The sequence below is a fragment of the Herpetosiphon giganteus genome, from assembly GCF_016907925.1.
Classification (GTDB): Bacteria; Chloroflexota; Chloroflexia; order Chloroflexales; family Herpetosiphonaceae; genus Herpetosiphon; species Herpetosiphon giganteus.
On the sequence record NZ_JAFBCZ010000003.1, the window covers coordinates 36,951 to 52,775 of the forward strand.

Genomic DNA, 15,825 nt, shown 5'->3' on the forward strand with positions numbered 1-15,825 from the left:
ACCCAACAAAAGTATTTAGTTTTTAATATATTGCTCGTCTCGTCGCCAAAATCCTAAGACCAAACCACTCACCACCAGTACCAAACCTAGCCCAAATTCGTCGATTATATACGGCGTGACGCTATTTTTGCTGGTCAGTGGATTGAAAACGGTTTGAATAAAAATGTTATGGCTGGCATGCAAGAGCACTGCGGGCCAAACACTGGCCGTTTTCATGCGCAGCCACGTCAGCACAAAACTCAGGCCGATGACCAAACCAGTAAAACAGAGCAAGCCAAACCACAACGGTGCGCCAGCATTATTATATTCGACCAGCAAAATTGCTGGATAATGCCAAATTGCCCAAATAATGCCGCTGATAGTAGCAGTTGCGGCGAACGAATAGCGTTTTAGCAACTCAGGCACCAAAAAACCACGCCAGCCAAGTTCTTCGCCAAAGGCTAGCAAGGCCGAGCGCAAAATGCCCACGGTTGCCGTCTCGCCCAGATAAGCCCAGAATGCGCCAATTGTTAGTGGCGTGGCTAAACCAACGTGGGTTGCCAAGGCTTGCAGCGAAAACCCGCCAATGCCGCTCAGCCAGACCACACCATACACCAGCAAGCCATAACCCAACGGCAAACCATAACTCAACAATAAATCTTTGGCGGGGGCGATTTGCCAACCTAAGCCTTTTAAACTGCGTTCAAAGCCTAATTGGGTGACGATTGCGGCCAAGGCTGGGCTAAAAATTACGCCTAAGCCAAACGCCGCTTGCGGATTGGGGCCAACTAAAAAAGCGTAACAAATCGTGGTCAGAACGGTGGTTATGAGTAAAAATGTGATGACTTTCGGGCCTGATTTGGCTGCTTGGGCTGATTGAAGCTGGTTCACAGCAATGCTCCTACGTTCAAAAAATGCATAATTTGAGCATAGATGTGAGCTGTCATAAACCAATCCCAAGTTTGTTGTAGAACTGTCGCAAAAGCCAGGCTGCCAACGCTGAGCAAAAAGCGCGTATGATAGGCGGCGTAGCATATGGCCAACCAACCATTGCTCCAATTGTGTTTGAACCTAGTGCGAAGGAGCATTGTATGAAAACGATTGGCCTGATCGGTGGGATGAGCTGGGAATCGAGTGTCAGCTATTATCAGGTGCTCAACAACACAATCAAGCAGCGCTTTGGGGGCTTACATTCGGCCAAATGTGTGCTCTATTCGGTCGATTTTGCCGAAATTGCCGCCTTGCAAAAAGCCGATCAATGGGAAACCGCTGGTGAGATTTTGGCCCAAGCTGCCCGCAATTTGGTTGCTGCTGGCGCAGAATGTATTGTGCTTTGTACCAATACGATGCACTTAGTGGCCACGGCGATTGAGCAAGCAGTTGAAGTGCCATTTATTCATATCGTCGATCCAACCGCAGCGGCGATTCAAGCCCAACAATTGCGCACAATTGGTTTGCTTGGCACGCGCTTCACCATGGAGCACGATTTTTATGCTGGGCGCTTGCGCGAACGCTATGGTTTGGGAGTCGTCACGCCTGGCTTAGAACAACGCGACGAAGTGCATCGGATTATTTTCGATGAATTGTGCCTTGGCAAAATCGAAGCGCGCTCAAAAGCCTATTATTTGGCAGTCATCAACGATTTGGTGGCAGCTGGCGCAGAAGGCATTATTTTGGGCTGTACCGAAATTGGCTTGTTGATTAACCAAGCTGATTGCGCTGTACCACTCTTCGATACAACGCTGTTGCATGGCCAAGCAGCAGTGGCCTGGAGCCTAGAAAAATAGCACAAATTTTTCAAGGTTGTGACACTGATTGTCACAACCTTGAGCGATACTTAACCCCGATACGAGTATATGTAATAAGGGGTTGAGCTATGGCAACAATCATGACGGCGCAACGGCAGGAACGACGACATCTAACCACGGGAATACGGGTTGGTCGGGCGGTGATGCTCATGCCAGAATTGGTGGTGTTTCCAGCGCTCTGTGGCTTGTACTTTTTAACCAATCAAGCAGTTGGCGTGGCTTTGCTCAGCGAATTGTTGATTGGCTTATTCGTTGCTCGCATCGCCTTAGTTTGGTACGCAGGCCGGGCTTGGTCGCATGGTTCGTATGCCCAAGCAGAACGCTTAGTCTTGTGGTCACTGCGCATTTATCCCGATTCGGCTGACGCTTGGTTGGCCATGGGTTCGATTCAATTGGCCCAAGGCGAAACCGAAGCCGCGATCAAAGCCATCGAACGGGCCGATCAATTGTATCCCTTCCATGCGCCAATTTATTTAGAAATGAGCCGGGCGCTGGCTGCGCATGGCGATTGGAACGAAGCCCGCCATTATGCCAGCATGGCCTTGGTGTTGGATGAGCAATTGGCCTTGAGCTATAGCCACAATGCCTTGTTGAGCTTGCATTTTGACGAAGCCAGCCAAACCACCAAACAATGGATCGAAGCAGGCTTGGCCTTGGCTCCGCATGTTGCCGCCAAAGCCAGCCTGTATGTTGCGCGCGCCGAATTGGCATTCTTGGCCAACGAGGAGCGCCAAGTTCAATTGGCCTTGGATCAAGCAGAATTGCTCTTGAATGGTTGCCCAATCCCGCAACAAGCAGAATTACTTTATCGTATTGGCCAACTCCAACGCTCGTTAGGCCAAGTTGATGCCGCTCGCGCTAGTTTTGAACGCATCGAACATTCCGACCGTGAAGGTGGCTATGTCCATGCAGCATGGCGGGCCAAAGTTGAAACCAGCGTCATTTAAGTTGGCGCTGTTGATCAAAGCGTCGATAGGCCTCGGCTAGCAACTCCACGGGATGGCGGGTTTCCAACCCCGTCCCGTGGCTAATTTGCCAGCGACAAGTTTCGCTATCGCAGAGCACGGTATCAGCAGCATGGGCGTTGGCCCACTCAAACAAGGGCTTGCCCACATCCATTGCAATGCCATATTTTTCGGTTTTTAGGCCATAGGTTCCGGCGATGCCACAACAAGCAGCTTGGCTGCGATCAATCTTCAAGCTTGGAATATGGGCCAAAATATCACGGGCTGGCAGGCCAATGCGATGCGCTTTTAATTGACATGGCGGATGATAAGGCAACGTTTCTTCAATCGCCCCCAAGTTGCGATCAAATTCCCCTGCTTGGTCAAGCAAACGCAAATATTCGAAAATATCGTAGGTTTGTTCGGCCACCAACTTAACCTCGGGATCGTGCCAACCCAATAATTCGGGCGCTTCATCTTTGAGCGTCAAGGTACAGCTAGTCGAGGTTCCGACCACCACATAGCCTTGGCGAATCCATGGCAACAGCGAACGCACATTGGCGGCATGATAGCGTCGCGCCGCATTAAACTCGCCATTCGAAAGCATGGGCAAGCCACAACAGCCTTGATTGGCCAAAACCACCTCGCAGCCATTGCGGTTCAAAACCTCAAGCGCAGCTTTGCCAACGTGTGGCTCGTAATAATTGGTTGAGCAGCCATGAAAATAGACCACTTTACGCGAAATTGTTGGCACAGCTGTTTGCTGTTGGGCTTGATTTTGGATCAAGCGGCGTTGTTCGAGCGGCACAAGCGCAGTGCTGCTAAGCCACGAACGCAGGCCATACGTCCAACGCAAGGGCGTAGCAGCCCGAGGCAGATGTTTGCGCGCCCAACCACGCAACGTATAGCCAGCCCACTGTGGCAGCGGCGCACGCCGATCAATCTTAAATAGTTTTTCGATCAACCAACGAATTGGCCGATTGTTCATTGTCCAGTTGGCGAGCGGCGCGAAGGGCGTGCCAAGCATGCCCAGCAACTCCGAGCGCCCAAGCATGCGATTACGCAAGGGCAAGCCATTTTCACGCACCATCTGCGCGCGGGCACGAGCGTTGAGTTCGGCAATTGGCACGCCAGTTGGGCAAACTTCGTTGCAAACCCGACAGCCAGAGCAATAATCGACCGAATGATCGGGCGAGTGTTCAGCCTGATCGTGGCGGAAGCGGGCTGCTTGCGGGCCAACATATTTCGGGCCAGGAAAGAGATCAGTCACCGCTGCAACCGGACATGCCGTGGTGCAGATATTACATTTAATACAAAAATCGAGCGATTGCTCCAAGCGGATTGATAATCGATCATCCATAACGCCTAGCCTCAGTTACGATTTAAAGCCTTGGAATAGCCTAAATCGCATTCTATAATAAAACGCTTATGTTTGTTTGTTGTCTTGACAAAGTACCAAATAGTTGCTAAAATCGGAGCCACTTACCAAGTAGGAGCTTCCAAATGAATCGTCCTTCGGCACTGACAGCTGATCTGAGTTTGATGCGAGAACTCAACCGCGCCCTGGTACTCCAGTTAATTCGGCGTGAAGGACGAATTTCGCGAGCCGATATTGCTAAGCATACCAAGTTAAGTCGTTCAACGGTTTCGAGCATCATCAACGATCTGATTGATGCCAGCCTCGTGACTGAAACTGGGATTGGGACTTCAAAAGGTGGCCGTCGGCCAATCATCCTCGAATTCAATTATCAAGCTAATTATATTATTGGGCTTGATGTTTCGCGCAACGCGGTTAGCGCCGTTATTACCGATTTGAACGCTCGCATCTGTTCACGTCGCCAAATCTCCTTTAATGTCAATGATGGCCCCACGGTTGGCATGCCGCTGATCAAACAATTAATTAGCACGATGCTGACCGAATCGCCAGTTGGTCGGGGCCGCATTAGTGCGATTGGGGTTGGCGTGCCTGGCCCACTCGATTTTCGCAATGGTCGCACAATTGCGCCGCCAGTTATGCCTGGCTGGGATAACGTGCCAATTCGCGAAGAGTTAAGCCAAACCTTCCGCTTACCCGTCTCAATTGATAACGATGCCAACTTGGCAGCCATGGCCGAATATCGCTGGGGCGCTGGCCAAGGCGCGCAAAACATGGTCTATTTATATATGAGTAGCGCTGGGATTGGCGCTGGCCTGATTATTGATAGTCATCTATTCCGTGGCTCGATTGGCAGTGCAGGCGAGGTTGGTCATACCACGCTCAGCGTCGAAAACGACGAATCATTTGGGCCAATCAATGCTGGCTCGCTGGAAGCCTTGGCATCACAAATTACGGTTTTACGGCTAGCGCGTGAGCAAAAGCTGATTAATGCCGATGATGATGTGCATGCCTTGGTGCGCAAAGCAGAGAGCAGCCCCGAAATTCAAGCTATTTTGCGGCGCACTGCCCACTATCTTGGGGTAGCAATCGCCAGTATCATTAATATCTTCAACCCCGATCGGGTTGTCATTGGCGGGGTTATTCCGGAAACCTCACCATTATTGATCGAGACTATTCGGGCAACGGTTGCGCGCCGCGCATTATCGATTGCTGTGAATAATACCTCGATTGTGCCCGGCGCACTAGGCCGCAACGTCGCAGCCTTGGGAGCCGCAGCCCTTGCCACCGAGCGCTTATTTGCGCCGCCAGCCTTGGAACGGCCCGCCACCTTAGGCGTGCATTCCAACGAAGTTGGGTCGTTGGCAAGCTAACCATTGCCCTTGACGGATCGTGGCCAACACCACGAGATTATATTCACCTGTTCGCCCTAATCGGCACGGTACAGATTTCCTAATTTGGTACAAAGGAGTGTACAGCAATGAAGCGATTTATGAGCTTCCTGCTCGTCAGCGTGATGATGGTCGGTTTATTGGCAGCCTGTGGTAGCGCAACCCCAACCACGGCCCCAGCGACCAGCGCACCAACCACCGCACCAACCACCGCAGCAGAAGCAACTGCCGCACCAACCGCCGCAACTACAGATGCAACCGCTGAAGCAACTGCTGAAGCAACCGCCGCTGCAACCACCGCCCCAACCACTGGTGGCGATGCAATGGTAGCAACTGGCGATATTACCTTGTGGCACGCCTATAGCACTGGTGGCAGCGAAGATGCAACGTTAACCACGTTGATCGAAAACGCCAAAACCGCTTTCCCAGATGCCAACATCACCGTGTTGCAAGTTCCATTCGACCAAGTGTTCAGCAAGTTTGAAAACGACGTTGCCACTGGCAGCGGCCCAGACTTGTTCTTGGCTCCAAACGATAGCTTGGGCGATTTGGCTCGCAAAAACTTGTTGGCCGACCTCGATGCTTACAAAGCAAACTTGACCAACATCGGCCCAGCTGGCGTTGCCGGTATGTCGGTTGATGGCAAGTTGTACGGGATTCCAGAATCATACAAAGCTGTAGCCTTGTACTACAACAAATCAACCATCGCAACCCCACCAGCAACCACCGACGAGTTGTTGCAAATGGTCAAAGATGGCAAGAAATTGGTCTTGAACCAAAGCGCTTACCACAACTTTGGCTTCTTCCAAGCCTTCGGTGCTAGCTTGTTCACCGCCGATAAAGCCTGTGGCTTGACCAACGGTGGCGGCGAAGCATTCAAGTATTTGCAAGACCTCAAAGCTGCTGGCGCAACCTTCCTCACCGATGGTCCTAGCGCTGATGCTGCTTTCCGCGAAGGCAAAGCCGACATGATCATCAACGGGCCATGGGTTTTGGCCGACTACCAAAAAGATTTGGGCGAAAACTTGGCTGTAGCTCCAATGCCTGCTGGGCCAAAAGGTCCTGCTGGTCCGTTGACCGGTGTTGACGGTTTCTATGTCAATATCAACAGCCAAAATGTTGAAGGTGCAGTTGCCTTGGCAATGTACTTGACCAACACCGAATCACAAAAATTGTACACCGAACAAGCTGGCCACGTGCCAACCGACATCAATGTTGTTCCAACCGATGCTTTGGTCTTGGGCTTCAGCCAAGCCGCTTCAACCGGCTATGCTCGCCCACAAGACAAAGAGCTTGGTAACTTCTGGACACCAGTTGGTGACGCATTGACCAAGGCTCTTGACGGCGGCGAAGAAGCAACCAAGGCTATCACCGATGCCTGTGCTGCAATGGACCTCGCCAACGGTAAATAAGGCAAGTAGCGGCCCGTTCCTTCTTCGTGAGGGAATGGGCCGCGCCAAGGCTATGGTGGACTTACCAAAGATAGTGCTGTAAACGATGCCGTAGTCTTGCACCCTGTTCCTCGCTCACGCGATACCAATCAATCCGACCCCGCCCCTGTCAGCAAAGGAGCACCGCCATGGCATCGGCAGAAAGTAGCGTCGAGCGTGCTAGTGAGAGTGACCTTCCACGCCAATCGTGGTGGACACGCACCAGAACGTCGCGCACAGCGTATACCTATCTTTTTCCCGCTCTGATCGTGATGGCGATCATCACGTTCTATCCGATTGTCTATCAATTCTGGATGTCGCTGACCGATTTCGGCCCTTCCAGCATTAACCCAAACGTTGCGAACTACAAAGCCCCCAATTATGTTGGCTTCGAAAACTATCGCTTGATTTTGCAAGATAAGTTGGCAACTGTTGATGCCGACTTGAATAGTTTTCGCTTCTGGCGCACCTTGGGCTTCAACATCTGGTGGACATTCTCGAATGTGATTTTTCACGTTTCACTGGGGATCGTCATCGCGGTTATGTTGAACGTCGAGGGTTTGTGGTTTAAAAAAATCTATCGCGCAATTTATATTTTGCCGATGGTGCTGCCACAGCTGGTTATTGCCACGATTTGGCGCAATATGTTCGATGCCAAAGAAGGCGCTGTCAATCTGTTTCTCAAGATTTTTCTTGGGCCAGCCTTTCCTGAGGCTGGAATCGATTGGTTGCAACGGGTTGATCCGGTTGCCTTTGGCTTGCCGCTCTCGTATTTTGCCATGCTGATTGCTAATATTTGGCTGGGCTGGCCGTTTATGACGATTGTGGCCACCGGCGCGCTGCAAAGTATCCCCAAAGAATTATATGAAGCAGCCTCGATCGACGGCGCAACTGGCTGGAATAAATTCTGGACGATTACGCTGCCCTTGCTGCGCCCCGCGATGGTTCCAGCAACCATCTTGGGGATTATCCAAACCTTCAATCTCTTCCACGTGATTTACTTCATCAGCGGTGGCGGCCCGCTCGGCCAAACCGAAATCTTGGTAACCCAAGCCTATAAGCTGATCAATGGTAACTCGCTGTTTGGGATTGGCGCAGCATTTAGCGTCTTTATCTTTATTATTCTTGGCTGTATCTCGGCAATTACTGCCCGGATTTCACGAGTAGCGGAGTCGTATGATGGCTAATTCATCTATTACACAATCGACCAGCCGCAAAGGCCTGTTTGCTCGTGGGCGCGGTGCTGGCCGTCAATTGGAATGGTGGCAACAACTGTTACTCCAAGTGTTTTGCTTGGTCGTCGCAGTTTCGGTGTTGTTCCCAATTATGTGGATCGTCACGCTTTCGTTCAAGGAAGCAGGCAGCCCGCGTTCAAGCAGACTCGAAATTATTCCCTCGTCGATTTCGCTTAGCTCATATCAAGCGGTGATTGATCAGCCGCTTTCGAAAACTGCTGGCGATATTTCCTTTTGGAAGCTGATGGGCAATAGCTTTTTCTTGGCAGCTGGCGTTTCATTCTTCTCAGTAATGATTGGGGTTGCCGCAGCCTATGCCTTCTCACGCTTGAACTTTGTAGGCCGCAAGTTTCTGTTCTTGAGCATTGGTTTTATTTTGCTGATGCCTGGGATTGCCACGCTTGCGCCATTGTTCGCGATGTTGGCCAAAATTCGCACCAGCCTTGAAGTGCTGCGAATTATCTATTTTGTGCTGGCAGGCTTAATTGTCACAGGCTTGATCTTGATGACGATTTCGCGGATTCGCTCCGACGATTTCAGGGCTGGCTCAATCGCTGTGGTCTTTGGGGGCTTGGCGGTGGCTGGCTTATTATTATGGGGTGGCCTCGGGATTGATATTCCCAAAAATGCCAAACCTTTTGACCTTGGCCGCTCGCTGTATGGCGTAGGCTTGGCGATGATCTCCGGCGCGTTGCCATTTGCGATCTGGAATCTCAAAGGCTATTTGGATACGATTCCCAAGGAATTGGAAGAAGCGGCGATTATTGACGGCGCTTCACCAAACCAGATTTTCTTCCGGATAATTCTGCCGCTGGCAACTCCAGCGCTGGCTGTGACTGCCTTCCTTGGCTTTATGGCTGGCTGGACTGAATTTGCCTTGACGGCGCGCTTTATCAACAAGGCCGAAAATTACACCTTGGCAATTGCCTTGCAAACCATGACTGGCCAATACACCACGGTTTCATGGTCGAACTTCGCGGCGATGTCGATTATGATTTCGCTGCCAGTCTCGATTGTCTACTTGGCGCTGCAAAAATATATCGTTGGCGGCTTAACCTTGGGCGGGGTAAAAGGTTAATTCCTTCAGCGGGCTTTTGGTATCGCAAACAAAAAACCACTCCAGCAATTGGAGTGGTTTTTTTATACCAACAAATTGGCTTATTTGCCGAGGCTTTCGGCGACCAATTTGGCAATATCGGTGGGCAATTTGGCAACTTTCGCGCCAACTGCTTCCAAAGCGGCAATTTTTTCTTGGGCTGTGCCTTCGCCACCAGCGCCGATAATTGCGCCAGCGTGGCCCATGCGTTTGCCTGGAGGTGCCGATTGGCCAGCGATGAACGAGACGACTGGCTTGGTGACGTTTTCCTTGATGAAGGCAGCGGCATCTTGCTCAGCGTTCCCACCAATTTCACCAATCAAAACGATGGCTTCGGTGGCTGGGTCAGCTTGGAACATTGCCAAAACATCGATGAAGTTGGTGCCGATAATGGGGTCGCCGCCAATCCCAACGATTGAGGTTTGGCCCAAACCGATGCGGGTCAAAGCATCAACTGCTTCATAGGTCAACGTACCCGATTTTGAAACCACGCCGACAGGGCCAGGCTTGGCGATTGAGCCGGGGATAATCCCCAATTTGGCTTCGCCAGGAGTGAGCAAACCGGGGCAGTTTGGCCCGATCAAGCGTGAGCCTTTGAGCTTAACAAACTCGTAGGTTGCCACCATATCGAGGGCTGGCACGCCTTCGGTAATACAGACGATCAAGGGAATGCCAGCATCGGCGGCTTCGCGCACAGCGTCGGGAGCAAAGGCGGCTGGCACATAAATGACGGTTGCATTTGCGCCAGTTTCCTTGACAGCTTCTTTGACGGTGTTGAACACAGGCACGCGGCCATCAACGGCTTTTTGGCCGCCGCGACCTGGTGTAACCCCACCAACCAAATTTGTGCCATATTCCAGCATTTGGCGCGAATGAAACTCACCTTCGCGGCCTGTAATCCCCTGCACAATCAGGCGGGTATTTTTATCAGCCAAAATACTCAATGGAAATGTCCTCCTTGACAAATGCAAGGATGAGGGATGAATGATGAAGGATGAAATGTTGACAATCAAGCAGGTTCATCCTTCAACCCTCATCCTTCATCCTTATGAAATACGGTATTCATGTTTCAATAATTCGAGGTCGGCTTCGACCATCATGGTCACCAGTTGCTCGAAGGGTGTTTCTGGTTGCCAGCCCAAGACGCGCTTGGCCTTGGCTGGGTCGCCAATCAACAAATCGACTTCGGCTGGCCGCATAAAGCGTTCGTCCAATTTCACATAGTCGGCGTAATTCAAGCCAACATGGCCAAAGGCGATTTCGCAGAAGCGGCGCACCGAGTGAGTTTCGCCAGTTGAAACCACAAAATCATCAGGCTGATCTTGTTGCAACATCAGATACATGGCTTTGACGTAATCGCCAGCAAAGCCCCAATCGCGCTGGGCTTCGAGGTTGCCCAAGCGTAATTCAGTCGCTAAGCCAAGCTTAATCCGTGCCACTGCATCGGTAATTTTGCGGGTCACAAACTCGCGGCCACGGCGTGGGCTTTCGTGATTGAACAAAATGCCTGAGCAAGCAAACATGTTGTAGCTTTCACGATAATTGACGGTGATCCAGTGGCCATAGACCTTGGCCACGCCATACGGTGAGCGTGGGTAGAAGGGCGTGTTTTCGGTTTGTGGCACTTCAACCACTTTGCCAAACATCTCCGACGAGCTTGCTTGATAAAAGCGAATCGACGGATCGACCGTGCGCACTGCATCCAAAATGCGGGTTACGCCCAAGGCGGTAGCTTCGCCAGTAAACACTGGTTGTGACCACGAAGTTTGCACAAAGCTTTGGGCTGCTAAGTTATAAACCTCGGAAGGTCGATAGGTTTGCAGCAAATTAATTAACGAAACTTCATCGAGCAAATCGCCCGTGACCAGTTCGATATCATCTTGAATATGTTTGATGCGTTCGAAATTAACTGTGCTCGAACGGCGCAACATGCCAACGACACGATAGCCTTGGGCGAGCAAATGTTCAGCTAAATACGAACCATCTTGGCCGGTAATGCCGGTCACTAATGCGACTTTCTTGGTCATGCTATCCTCATTCGATCTACGCTAGGTTAATCTCGGCCTAGCATACATCGATATGGTTGCGGCGAATGCTAAGTTGCTTAGCAATCACCATGGCGAATGTGCAGTATGATCAAGCTCAATCTGCGTAGGAGTAGTGCTCAATGCCAGAATCTTTTGGCCAGCGCTTAGGCCGTTTACGGGCGTTGCATGGCTGGACCCAACAAGCCCTCGCTGATCGCTTGGCGCTTTCGCGGGTGGCGATCTCCCACTTTGAAATGGGTTTGGCCACGCCATCGGAACGCACAGTTATTTTGCTCGCAGGGTTGTTTCGGCTCGAACCGCATGAGTTGGTTGCCGATACGTTTTACCCTGAGGGCAAAAGCCTCCGTTTGCCGAGTGTTGCGCCGCGCTACAGCGAAGTTGAGCACCAGCTCGCCTTGTGTGCCCGTGATTTGGCATGGTGCGAACGCTTGCCAAGCGCCAGAGCCGAAACCCTGCTGCATTGGCAAACCAGCTTAGAACAGCTCCAGCGCAATTGTGTTGATCTGCACGAGCGCCAGCTGATTCAGGCGATGTTAGCCCAACTCTGCTAACTTATTGTTTGGCAATATCGACAGCTTTTTGAGCAGCATCGGCCAAGGTTGAAGCAGGCGTTAAGCTGGCATCAGCCAAGATCCGTTGGCCTTCTTCTTCGTTGGTGCCAACCAAACGCACGACCATTGGGACTTGGCGCTTGATGATCTTTTGGGCTTCGACGATGCCTTTGGCCACTTCATCGCAGCGGGTAATCCCACCGAAGATATTGACCATGACGACTTTAACATTGGGATCGTCGAGAATAATATCGAGGGCTGCGGCCACTTTTTGGGCATTCGCACCGCCACCAATGTCTAGGAAGTTTGCTGGTTCGCCGCCGAAGAGGTTTACCACGTCCATGGTTGCCATTGCCAAGCCAGCGCCATTGACCATACAGCCAATATTGCCATCGAGCTTGATAAAGGTCAGGCCATTTTCGCGAGCCTTGATTTCCGATTCTGGTTCGCCAGCAATGTCGCGCATACCTGCAACTTCAGTGTGGCGGAACAAACCGCTGTCATCAAGCACAATCTTCGAGTCGAGGGCTTGCAATTGACCATTTGGCAACACCACCAAGGGGTTGATTTCGGCTAATTCAGCATCGTTTTCGACAAATGCGCGATACAAGCCGGTGGCAATGCTAGCAAATTGGCGCGCTTGCTTAGCATCGGTCAAGCCAATGCTATAGGCCAATTCTTGGGCTTGGTAGGGTTGCAGGCCCAATAATGGGTCGGCTGCTAATTTGATAATTGCATCAGGATTGGTTTTGGCGACTTCTTCAATTTCAACGCCACCCTCTGATGAGGCAATCAGCACAACCCGCTTGGTCGCCCGATCCAAAATCACCCCAAGGTAAATTTCTTTTTCGAAGGTGATCGCTTCGGCAACCAATACTTTTTCAACCGTCAGGCCTTTGATATCCATGCCCAAGATTGCTTTGCCAGCATCGAAGGCTTCTGCTGGCGTGTTGGCCAACTTGATCCCACCTGCTTTGCCCCGACCGCCAACATGCACTTGCGCCTTGACCGCCACAGGGCCGCCAATTTGCTCGGCAACTTTTTGAACTTCTTCCGCCGTCGCAGCAACGCCGCCGCCTGTCACTGGAATGCCATAACGAGCCACGATGTCACGGGCTTGATATTCGTGGAGCTTCATTGCACCTCCGCACGAGTAAATGCATTAATCAAGATGGCTAAACAAAGCTATTTAGCCCCTCGGCATGGTAGCAGGCTCACCAAGAGAAGTCAAAGATAAGGATGAGGGATGAAGTTGAGAACATAGAGCATAGAGCATAGAGCAGAGGAGTAGGGGTCAGAGATGGCTGTAGGCTATTGGCTATTGGCTTTGGGCTTTGGGAACATAATCTGTGGTCATCTGTGTCAATCTGTGGCTAAAACGTCCTTCGCGATCTTCGCGTTCTTCGCGGTTCCAAGCCTTCGTGCGCTTCGTGTTCTTCGTGGATCAAAACCGATCCCCAGCCCCAATAACCAAACCCCATCTATGTTCTATGTTCTATGTTCTTCCCCGTTGTTCAACACTCGATTCGCGCACGATCAACTCGCCTTGCAAAATAATTTTGCGGGTTGGACGCTGGGGATCAGCAAACCGTTGCAAGAGCAGTTCGGTGGCTGAGCGGCCAATTTCATCGGTTGGTTGGGCAAGCACGGTAATTGCAGGCTGAACCAAGCTTGCCCACGCAGTATCATCGAAGCCAACCAAGCCAATTTGGGCTGGAATGTGCAAACCCTGTTCGCGGATGGCTTGCAACGCACCAGCAGTCAACAAACTATTACTGGTCAAGATTACTTGTGGTGGCGCGGGCAGGGCCAACAATTCCAACGTTGTGCGATAGCCAGCCTCGCTCTGTGGGCGCACAAACCGCACATATTCAGGCCGGATGGGAATCCCTGCATCGTGTAACGCAGCTTCGAACCCGCGCTGGCGTTCGCGTCCAGTTGTGCTCGCCTCACCAAAGATTGCCCCAATCCGCCGATAGCCTTGGCTCAGCACATGTTGGGCAAGTAGTGAGCCTGCGCTCAGATTATCCAACAACACCGCATCAACATCGCCGCTCTGCAACGAACGATCAATTAACACCGTCGGAAAGCTCAAATGTAACTCATGCCAGCGATTGAGGGTTTGCAAAGTGGGCGAGAATATCACACCAGCCACTTGTTCATCGCCCATCAATTGCAAATACAGTAGCTCTTTTTCGGGATTCTCATCGGTGTTGCAGAGCAGCAGATTGTAGCCATTGGCATAGGCTGTATCTTCAACCGCCCGACTAACCGCAGTAAAAAAGGGATTGCGAATATCGGAAACGATCAAGCCCAAGGTTTTCGATTGCTGCGAGCGCAAGTTGCGCGCAATCAAATTAGGCCGATAGTCAAGCTGGGCCACTGCCGCCAGCACGCGTTCGCGCACCGCTGGGCGCACATGAGGATGCTTAGCAAGCACCCGCGAAACTGTCGCCGTCGAAACATTCGCTGCTTTGGCAACATCTTTGATGCTGGACATGGCTCACTCCCCTTGGCAGTCGTCGATTGCATGGCTGAAAACGATTGCGCCATTATAGCAGATTCTAGCGCTATTTCTTGAAATATATTGTAATCGATTACATAAATAATGAGAGTAAAAATCTAGAACCTGATTGAAAATGAATGCTGTATTCGATTTATTTTGACAAAATCTTTGTAATCGATTACATTCATTTTAGCGTCTGAATGGAGGTTTGATTACACCAATCAGCGCTAGCTCATTTAGCCAATTTGGAGTTCTACCAATTTACAAGCACTGGCGCAAGCTGCAGAGGCATAGCGCGGTGCTGCTGAGGTACAGCAATGATGAGCATTGTGACATTAACCCTCAATCCAGCCATCGACCAAACGATTTTTATCAACGATTTTCAGCTTGAAACCGTCAATCGCGCTTACGATCTGAAAAACCATGCTGGCGGCAAAGGCGTAAACGTCGCCTCGCTTTTGGCCGCCACCGGCCATCCAGTCGTCGCAACTGGCTTCTTAGGCGACCAAAACGCCGAAATCTTCGATCGCTTGTTTGCCGAAAAACAGATTGACGATCAATTTATTCGGATTCCAGGTCAGCCACGGGTTGGCATCAAAATTAGCGATCAACAAACCCAACGCACAACTGAAATCAATTTGCCTGGCCTAACCCCAACCAACGCTGAATTAGCAGCAATCCACACGACGATAACTCGCTTGGCTGCTCAAAATAACCAGTGGTTTATTTTGGCTGGCAACGTGCCACCTGGCATTCCCAACACTATTTATGGCCAATTGATCGAAATCATTCAGGCAGCAGGCAAGCAGGTGGTGTTGGATACTAGTGGCGAAGCCTTGCGCTATGGGCTGGCGGCTGCCCCAACCATCGCCAAACCCAACCTTGCAGAGCTTGAGCAATTCGTGGGCTACCCGCTTACCAGCGAACAAGCAGCCGAAAAAGCAGGCCGCGAGCTATTAAATCATGGCATCAAAATCGTCGTGATTTCGATGGGCGAGCATGGGGCGCTGTTTCTTGATGCTGAACAAAGTTTGGTGGCGATTCCACCAAGCGTTGCCGTGCAAAGCACTGTCGGCGCTGGCGATGCGATGGTTGCAGGACTTGTTGCAGCCCAAACCCAAGGGCTGGATCTGGCAGCGAGTGCCCGTTTGGCGACCGCTTTTGCCGCCGCCAAAATCACCCAACTTGGCAGCAACTTACCTGCCAATGCGATTGTTGAGCAAATTCGGGCCGAGGTCGTGGTGCGCCCATGCAACGCCCAACACGATGTTTTGCAATGGAATACCAGCCAACTCAAAGGCGTTCCGCTTTAACATTCCCTTCACTCCCCCACCTTACAAGGGTAGGTTTTGAGAGATTGATCGGCGGTGGAGCGTTCCCTCACCCCCCAACCCCCTCTCCCACTAAACGCGGGCGAGGGGGAGCCGACCATTTTTCGCCAAGGAATTGCGGGAGAACCACG

Annotated in this window: 14 protein-coding genes; 8 read left to right on the top strand and 6 right to left on the bottom strand. The window is 51.4% G+C overall.

Annotated elements, in window-relative coordinates:
• Positions 1 to 15: 15 nt before the first annotated feature.
• A complete protein-coding gene (locus JOD20_RS03200) occupies positions 16 to 870 on the bottom strand; it encodes a CPBP family glutamic-type intramembrane protease (RefSeq protein ID WP_204753878.1) in 855 nt (284 codons plus the stop codon).
• Positions 871 to 1,070: 200 nt separating this feature from the next.
• On the opposite strand from JOD20_RS03200, the gene JOD20_RS03205 reads away from it, so the two are divergent.
• Together JOD20_RS03205 and JOD20_RS03210 are read left to right on the top strand one after the other, a co-directional pair.
• A complete protein-coding gene (locus JOD20_RS03205) occupies positions 1,071 to 1,766 on the top strand; it encodes an aspartate/glutamate racemase family protein (RefSeq protein WP_204753879.1) in 696 nt (231 codons plus the stop codon).
• Positions 1,767 to 1,855: 89 nt separating this feature from the next.
• Entirely contained in the window at positions 1,856 to 2,734 is an 879-nt protein-coding gene (locus JOD20_RS03210) for a tetratricopeptide repeat protein (RefSeq protein ID WP_054534854.1), read from the top strand.
• On the opposite strand, the gene JOD20_RS03215 is transcribed toward JOD20_RS03210, so the two are convergent.
• Positions 2,727 to 4,091, bottom strand: a complete 1,365-nt coding sequence (locus tag JOD20_RS03215) for an anaerobic glycerol-3-phosphate dehydrogenase subunit C (protein WP_204753880.1) — start codon at positions 4,089 to 4,091, stop codon at positions 2,727 to 2,729. The genes JOD20_RS03210 and JOD20_RS03215 overlap by 8 nt on opposite strands.
• 143 nt (positions 4,092 to 4,234) lie before the next feature.
• Here JOD20_RS03215 and JOD20_RS03220 point away from each other — a divergent pair, with 143 nt between their 5' ends.
• From JOD20_RS03220 to JOD20_RS03235, 4 genes are all read left to right on the top strand, one after another.
• Positions 4,235 to 5,479 (top strand): ROK family transcriptional regulator, encoded by a 1,245-nt coding sequence (locus tag JOD20_RS03220; RefSeq protein WP_054534856.1) that lies wholly within the window; start codon positions 4,235 to 4,237, stop codon positions 5,477 to 5,479.
• A 107-nt stretch (positions 5,480 to 5,586) separates the two neighbouring features.
• Positions 5,587 to 6,909: an extracellular solute-binding protein gene (locus JOD20_RS03225; protein WP_204753881.1), complete on the top strand. Its 1,323-nt coding sequence runs from the start codon at positions 5,587 to 5,589 to the stop codon at positions 6,907 to 6,909.
• Positions 6,910 to 7,076: 167 nt separating this feature from the next.
• Positions 7,077 to 8,114, top strand: coding sequence for a carbohydrate ABC transporter permease (locus JOD20_RS03230; RefSeq protein WP_204753882.1), 1,038 nt, complete (start codon positions 7,077 to 7,079; stop codon positions 8,112 to 8,114).
• Positions 8,107 to 9,240 carry an ABC transporter permease subunit gene (locus JOD20_RS03235; protein WP_204753883.1) on the top strand — a complete coding sequence of 378 codons (1,134 nt, stop codon included), beginning with the start codon at positions 8,107 to 8,109 and terminating at the stop codon, positions 9,238 to 9,240. Before JOD20_RS03230 ends, JOD20_RS03235 begins: the two co-directional genes overlap by 8 nt.
• Before the next feature lie 80 nt (positions 9,241 to 9,320).
• Here JOD20_RS03235 and sucD read toward each other — a convergent pair whose 3' ends face one another.
• Together sucD and gmd are read right to left on the bottom strand one after the other, a co-directional pair.
• Positions 9,321 to 10,202, bottom strand: a complete 882-nt coding sequence (gene sucD, locus JOD20_RS03240) for a succinate--CoA ligase subunit alpha (protein WP_054534859.1) — start codon at positions 10,200 to 10,202, stop codon at positions 9,321 to 9,323.
• Between the two features lie 102 nt (positions 10,203 to 10,304).
• Positions 10,305 to 11,285: a GDP-mannose 4,6-dehydratase gene (gene gmd, locus JOD20_RS03245; RefSeq protein WP_204753884.1), complete on the bottom strand. Its 981-nt coding sequence runs from the start codon at positions 11,283 to 11,285 to the stop codon at positions 10,305 to 10,307.
• Positions 11,286 to 11,425: 140 nt separating this feature from the next.
• Between gmd and JOD20_RS03250 the strand changes: the two genes are divergently transcribed.
• Positions 11,426 to 11,857, top strand: a complete 432-nt coding sequence (locus JOD20_RS03250) for a helix-turn-helix transcriptional regulator (RefSeq protein ID WP_204753885.1) — start codon at positions 11,426 to 11,428, stop codon at positions 11,855 to 11,857.
• Position 11,858: 1 nt separating this feature from the next.
• Here JOD20_RS03250 and sucC read toward each other — a convergent pair whose 3' ends face one another.
• Together sucC and JOD20_RS03260 are read right to left on the bottom strand one after the other, a co-directional pair.
• The gene (gene sucC / locus JOD20_RS03255; protein ID WP_054534862.1) at positions 11,859 to 12,995 is read right to left on the bottom strand and encodes an ADP-forming succinate--CoA ligase subunit beta; all 1,137 of its coding nucleotides are present in this window, start codon (positions 12,993 to 12,995) and stop codon (positions 11,859 to 11,861) included.
• 357 nt (positions 12,996 to 13,352) lie between these two features.
• Complete coding sequence (locus tag JOD20_RS03260; protein ID WP_204753886.1) at positions 13,353 to 14,357, bottom strand: LacI family DNA-binding transcriptional regulator; 1,005 nt, start codon at positions 14,355 to 14,357, stop codon at positions 13,353 to 13,355.
• A 323-nt stretch (positions 14,358 to 14,680) separates the two neighbouring features.
• On the opposite strand from JOD20_RS03260, the gene pfkB reads away from it, so the two are divergent.
• Positions 14,681 to 15,676: a 1-phosphofructokinase gene (gene pfkB / locus JOD20_RS03265; RefSeq protein WP_204753887.1), complete on the top strand. Its 996-nt coding sequence runs from the start codon at positions 14,681 to 14,683 to the stop codon at positions 15,674 to 15,676.
• Positions 15,677 to 15,825: the final 149 nt, after the last annotated feature.

Excerpts from the sequence above, each read along its gene's own strand:
- JOD20_RS03205 (WP_204753879.1), top strand. The coding sequence starts at position 1,071 with ATGAAAACGATTGGCCTGATCGGTGGGATGAGCTGGGAATCGAGTGTC.
- JOD20_RS03210 (WP_054534854.1), top strand. The coding sequence starts at position 1,856 with ATGGCAACAATCATGACGGCGCAACGGCAGGAACGACGACATCTAACC.
- JOD20_RS03215 (WP_204753880.1), bottom strand. The coding sequence starts at position 4,091 with ATGGATGATCGATTATCAATCCGCTTGGAGCAATCGCTCGATTTTTGT.
- JOD20_RS03220 (WP_054534856.1), top strand. The coding sequence starts at position 4,235 with ATGAATCGTCCTTCGGCACTGACAGCTGATCTGAGTTTGATGCGAGAA.
- JOD20_RS03225 (WP_204753881.1), top strand. The coding sequence starts at position 5,587 with ATGAAGCGATTTATGAGCTTCCTGCTCGTCAGCGTGATGATGGTCGGT.
- JOD20_RS03230 (WP_204753882.1), top strand. The coding sequence starts at position 7,077 with ATGGCATCGGCAGAAAGTAGCGTCGAGCGTGCTAGTGAGAGTGACCTT.
- JOD20_RS03235 (WP_204753883.1), top strand. The coding sequence starts at position 8,107 with ATGGCTAATTCATCTATTACACAATCGACCAGCCGCAAAGGCCTGTTT.
- gmd (WP_204753884.1), bottom strand. The coding sequence starts at position 11,285 with ATGACCAAGAAAGTCGCATTAGTGACCGGCATTACCGGCCAAGATGGT.
- JOD20_RS03250 (WP_204753885.1), top strand. The coding sequence starts at position 11,426 with ATGCCAGAATCTTTTGGCCAGCGCTTAGGCCGTTTACGGGCGTTGCAT.
- sucC (WP_054534862.1), bottom strand. The coding sequence starts at position 12,995 with ATGAAGCTCCACGAATATCAAGCCCGTGACATCGTGGCTCGTTATGGC.
- JOD20_RS03260 (WP_204753886.1), bottom strand. The coding sequence starts at position 14,357 with ATGTCCAGCATCAAAGATGTTGCCAAAGCAGCGAATGTTTCGACGGCG.
- pfkB (WP_204753887.1), top strand. The coding sequence starts at position 14,681 with ATGATGAGCATTGTGACATTAACCCTCAATCCAGCCATCGACCAAACG.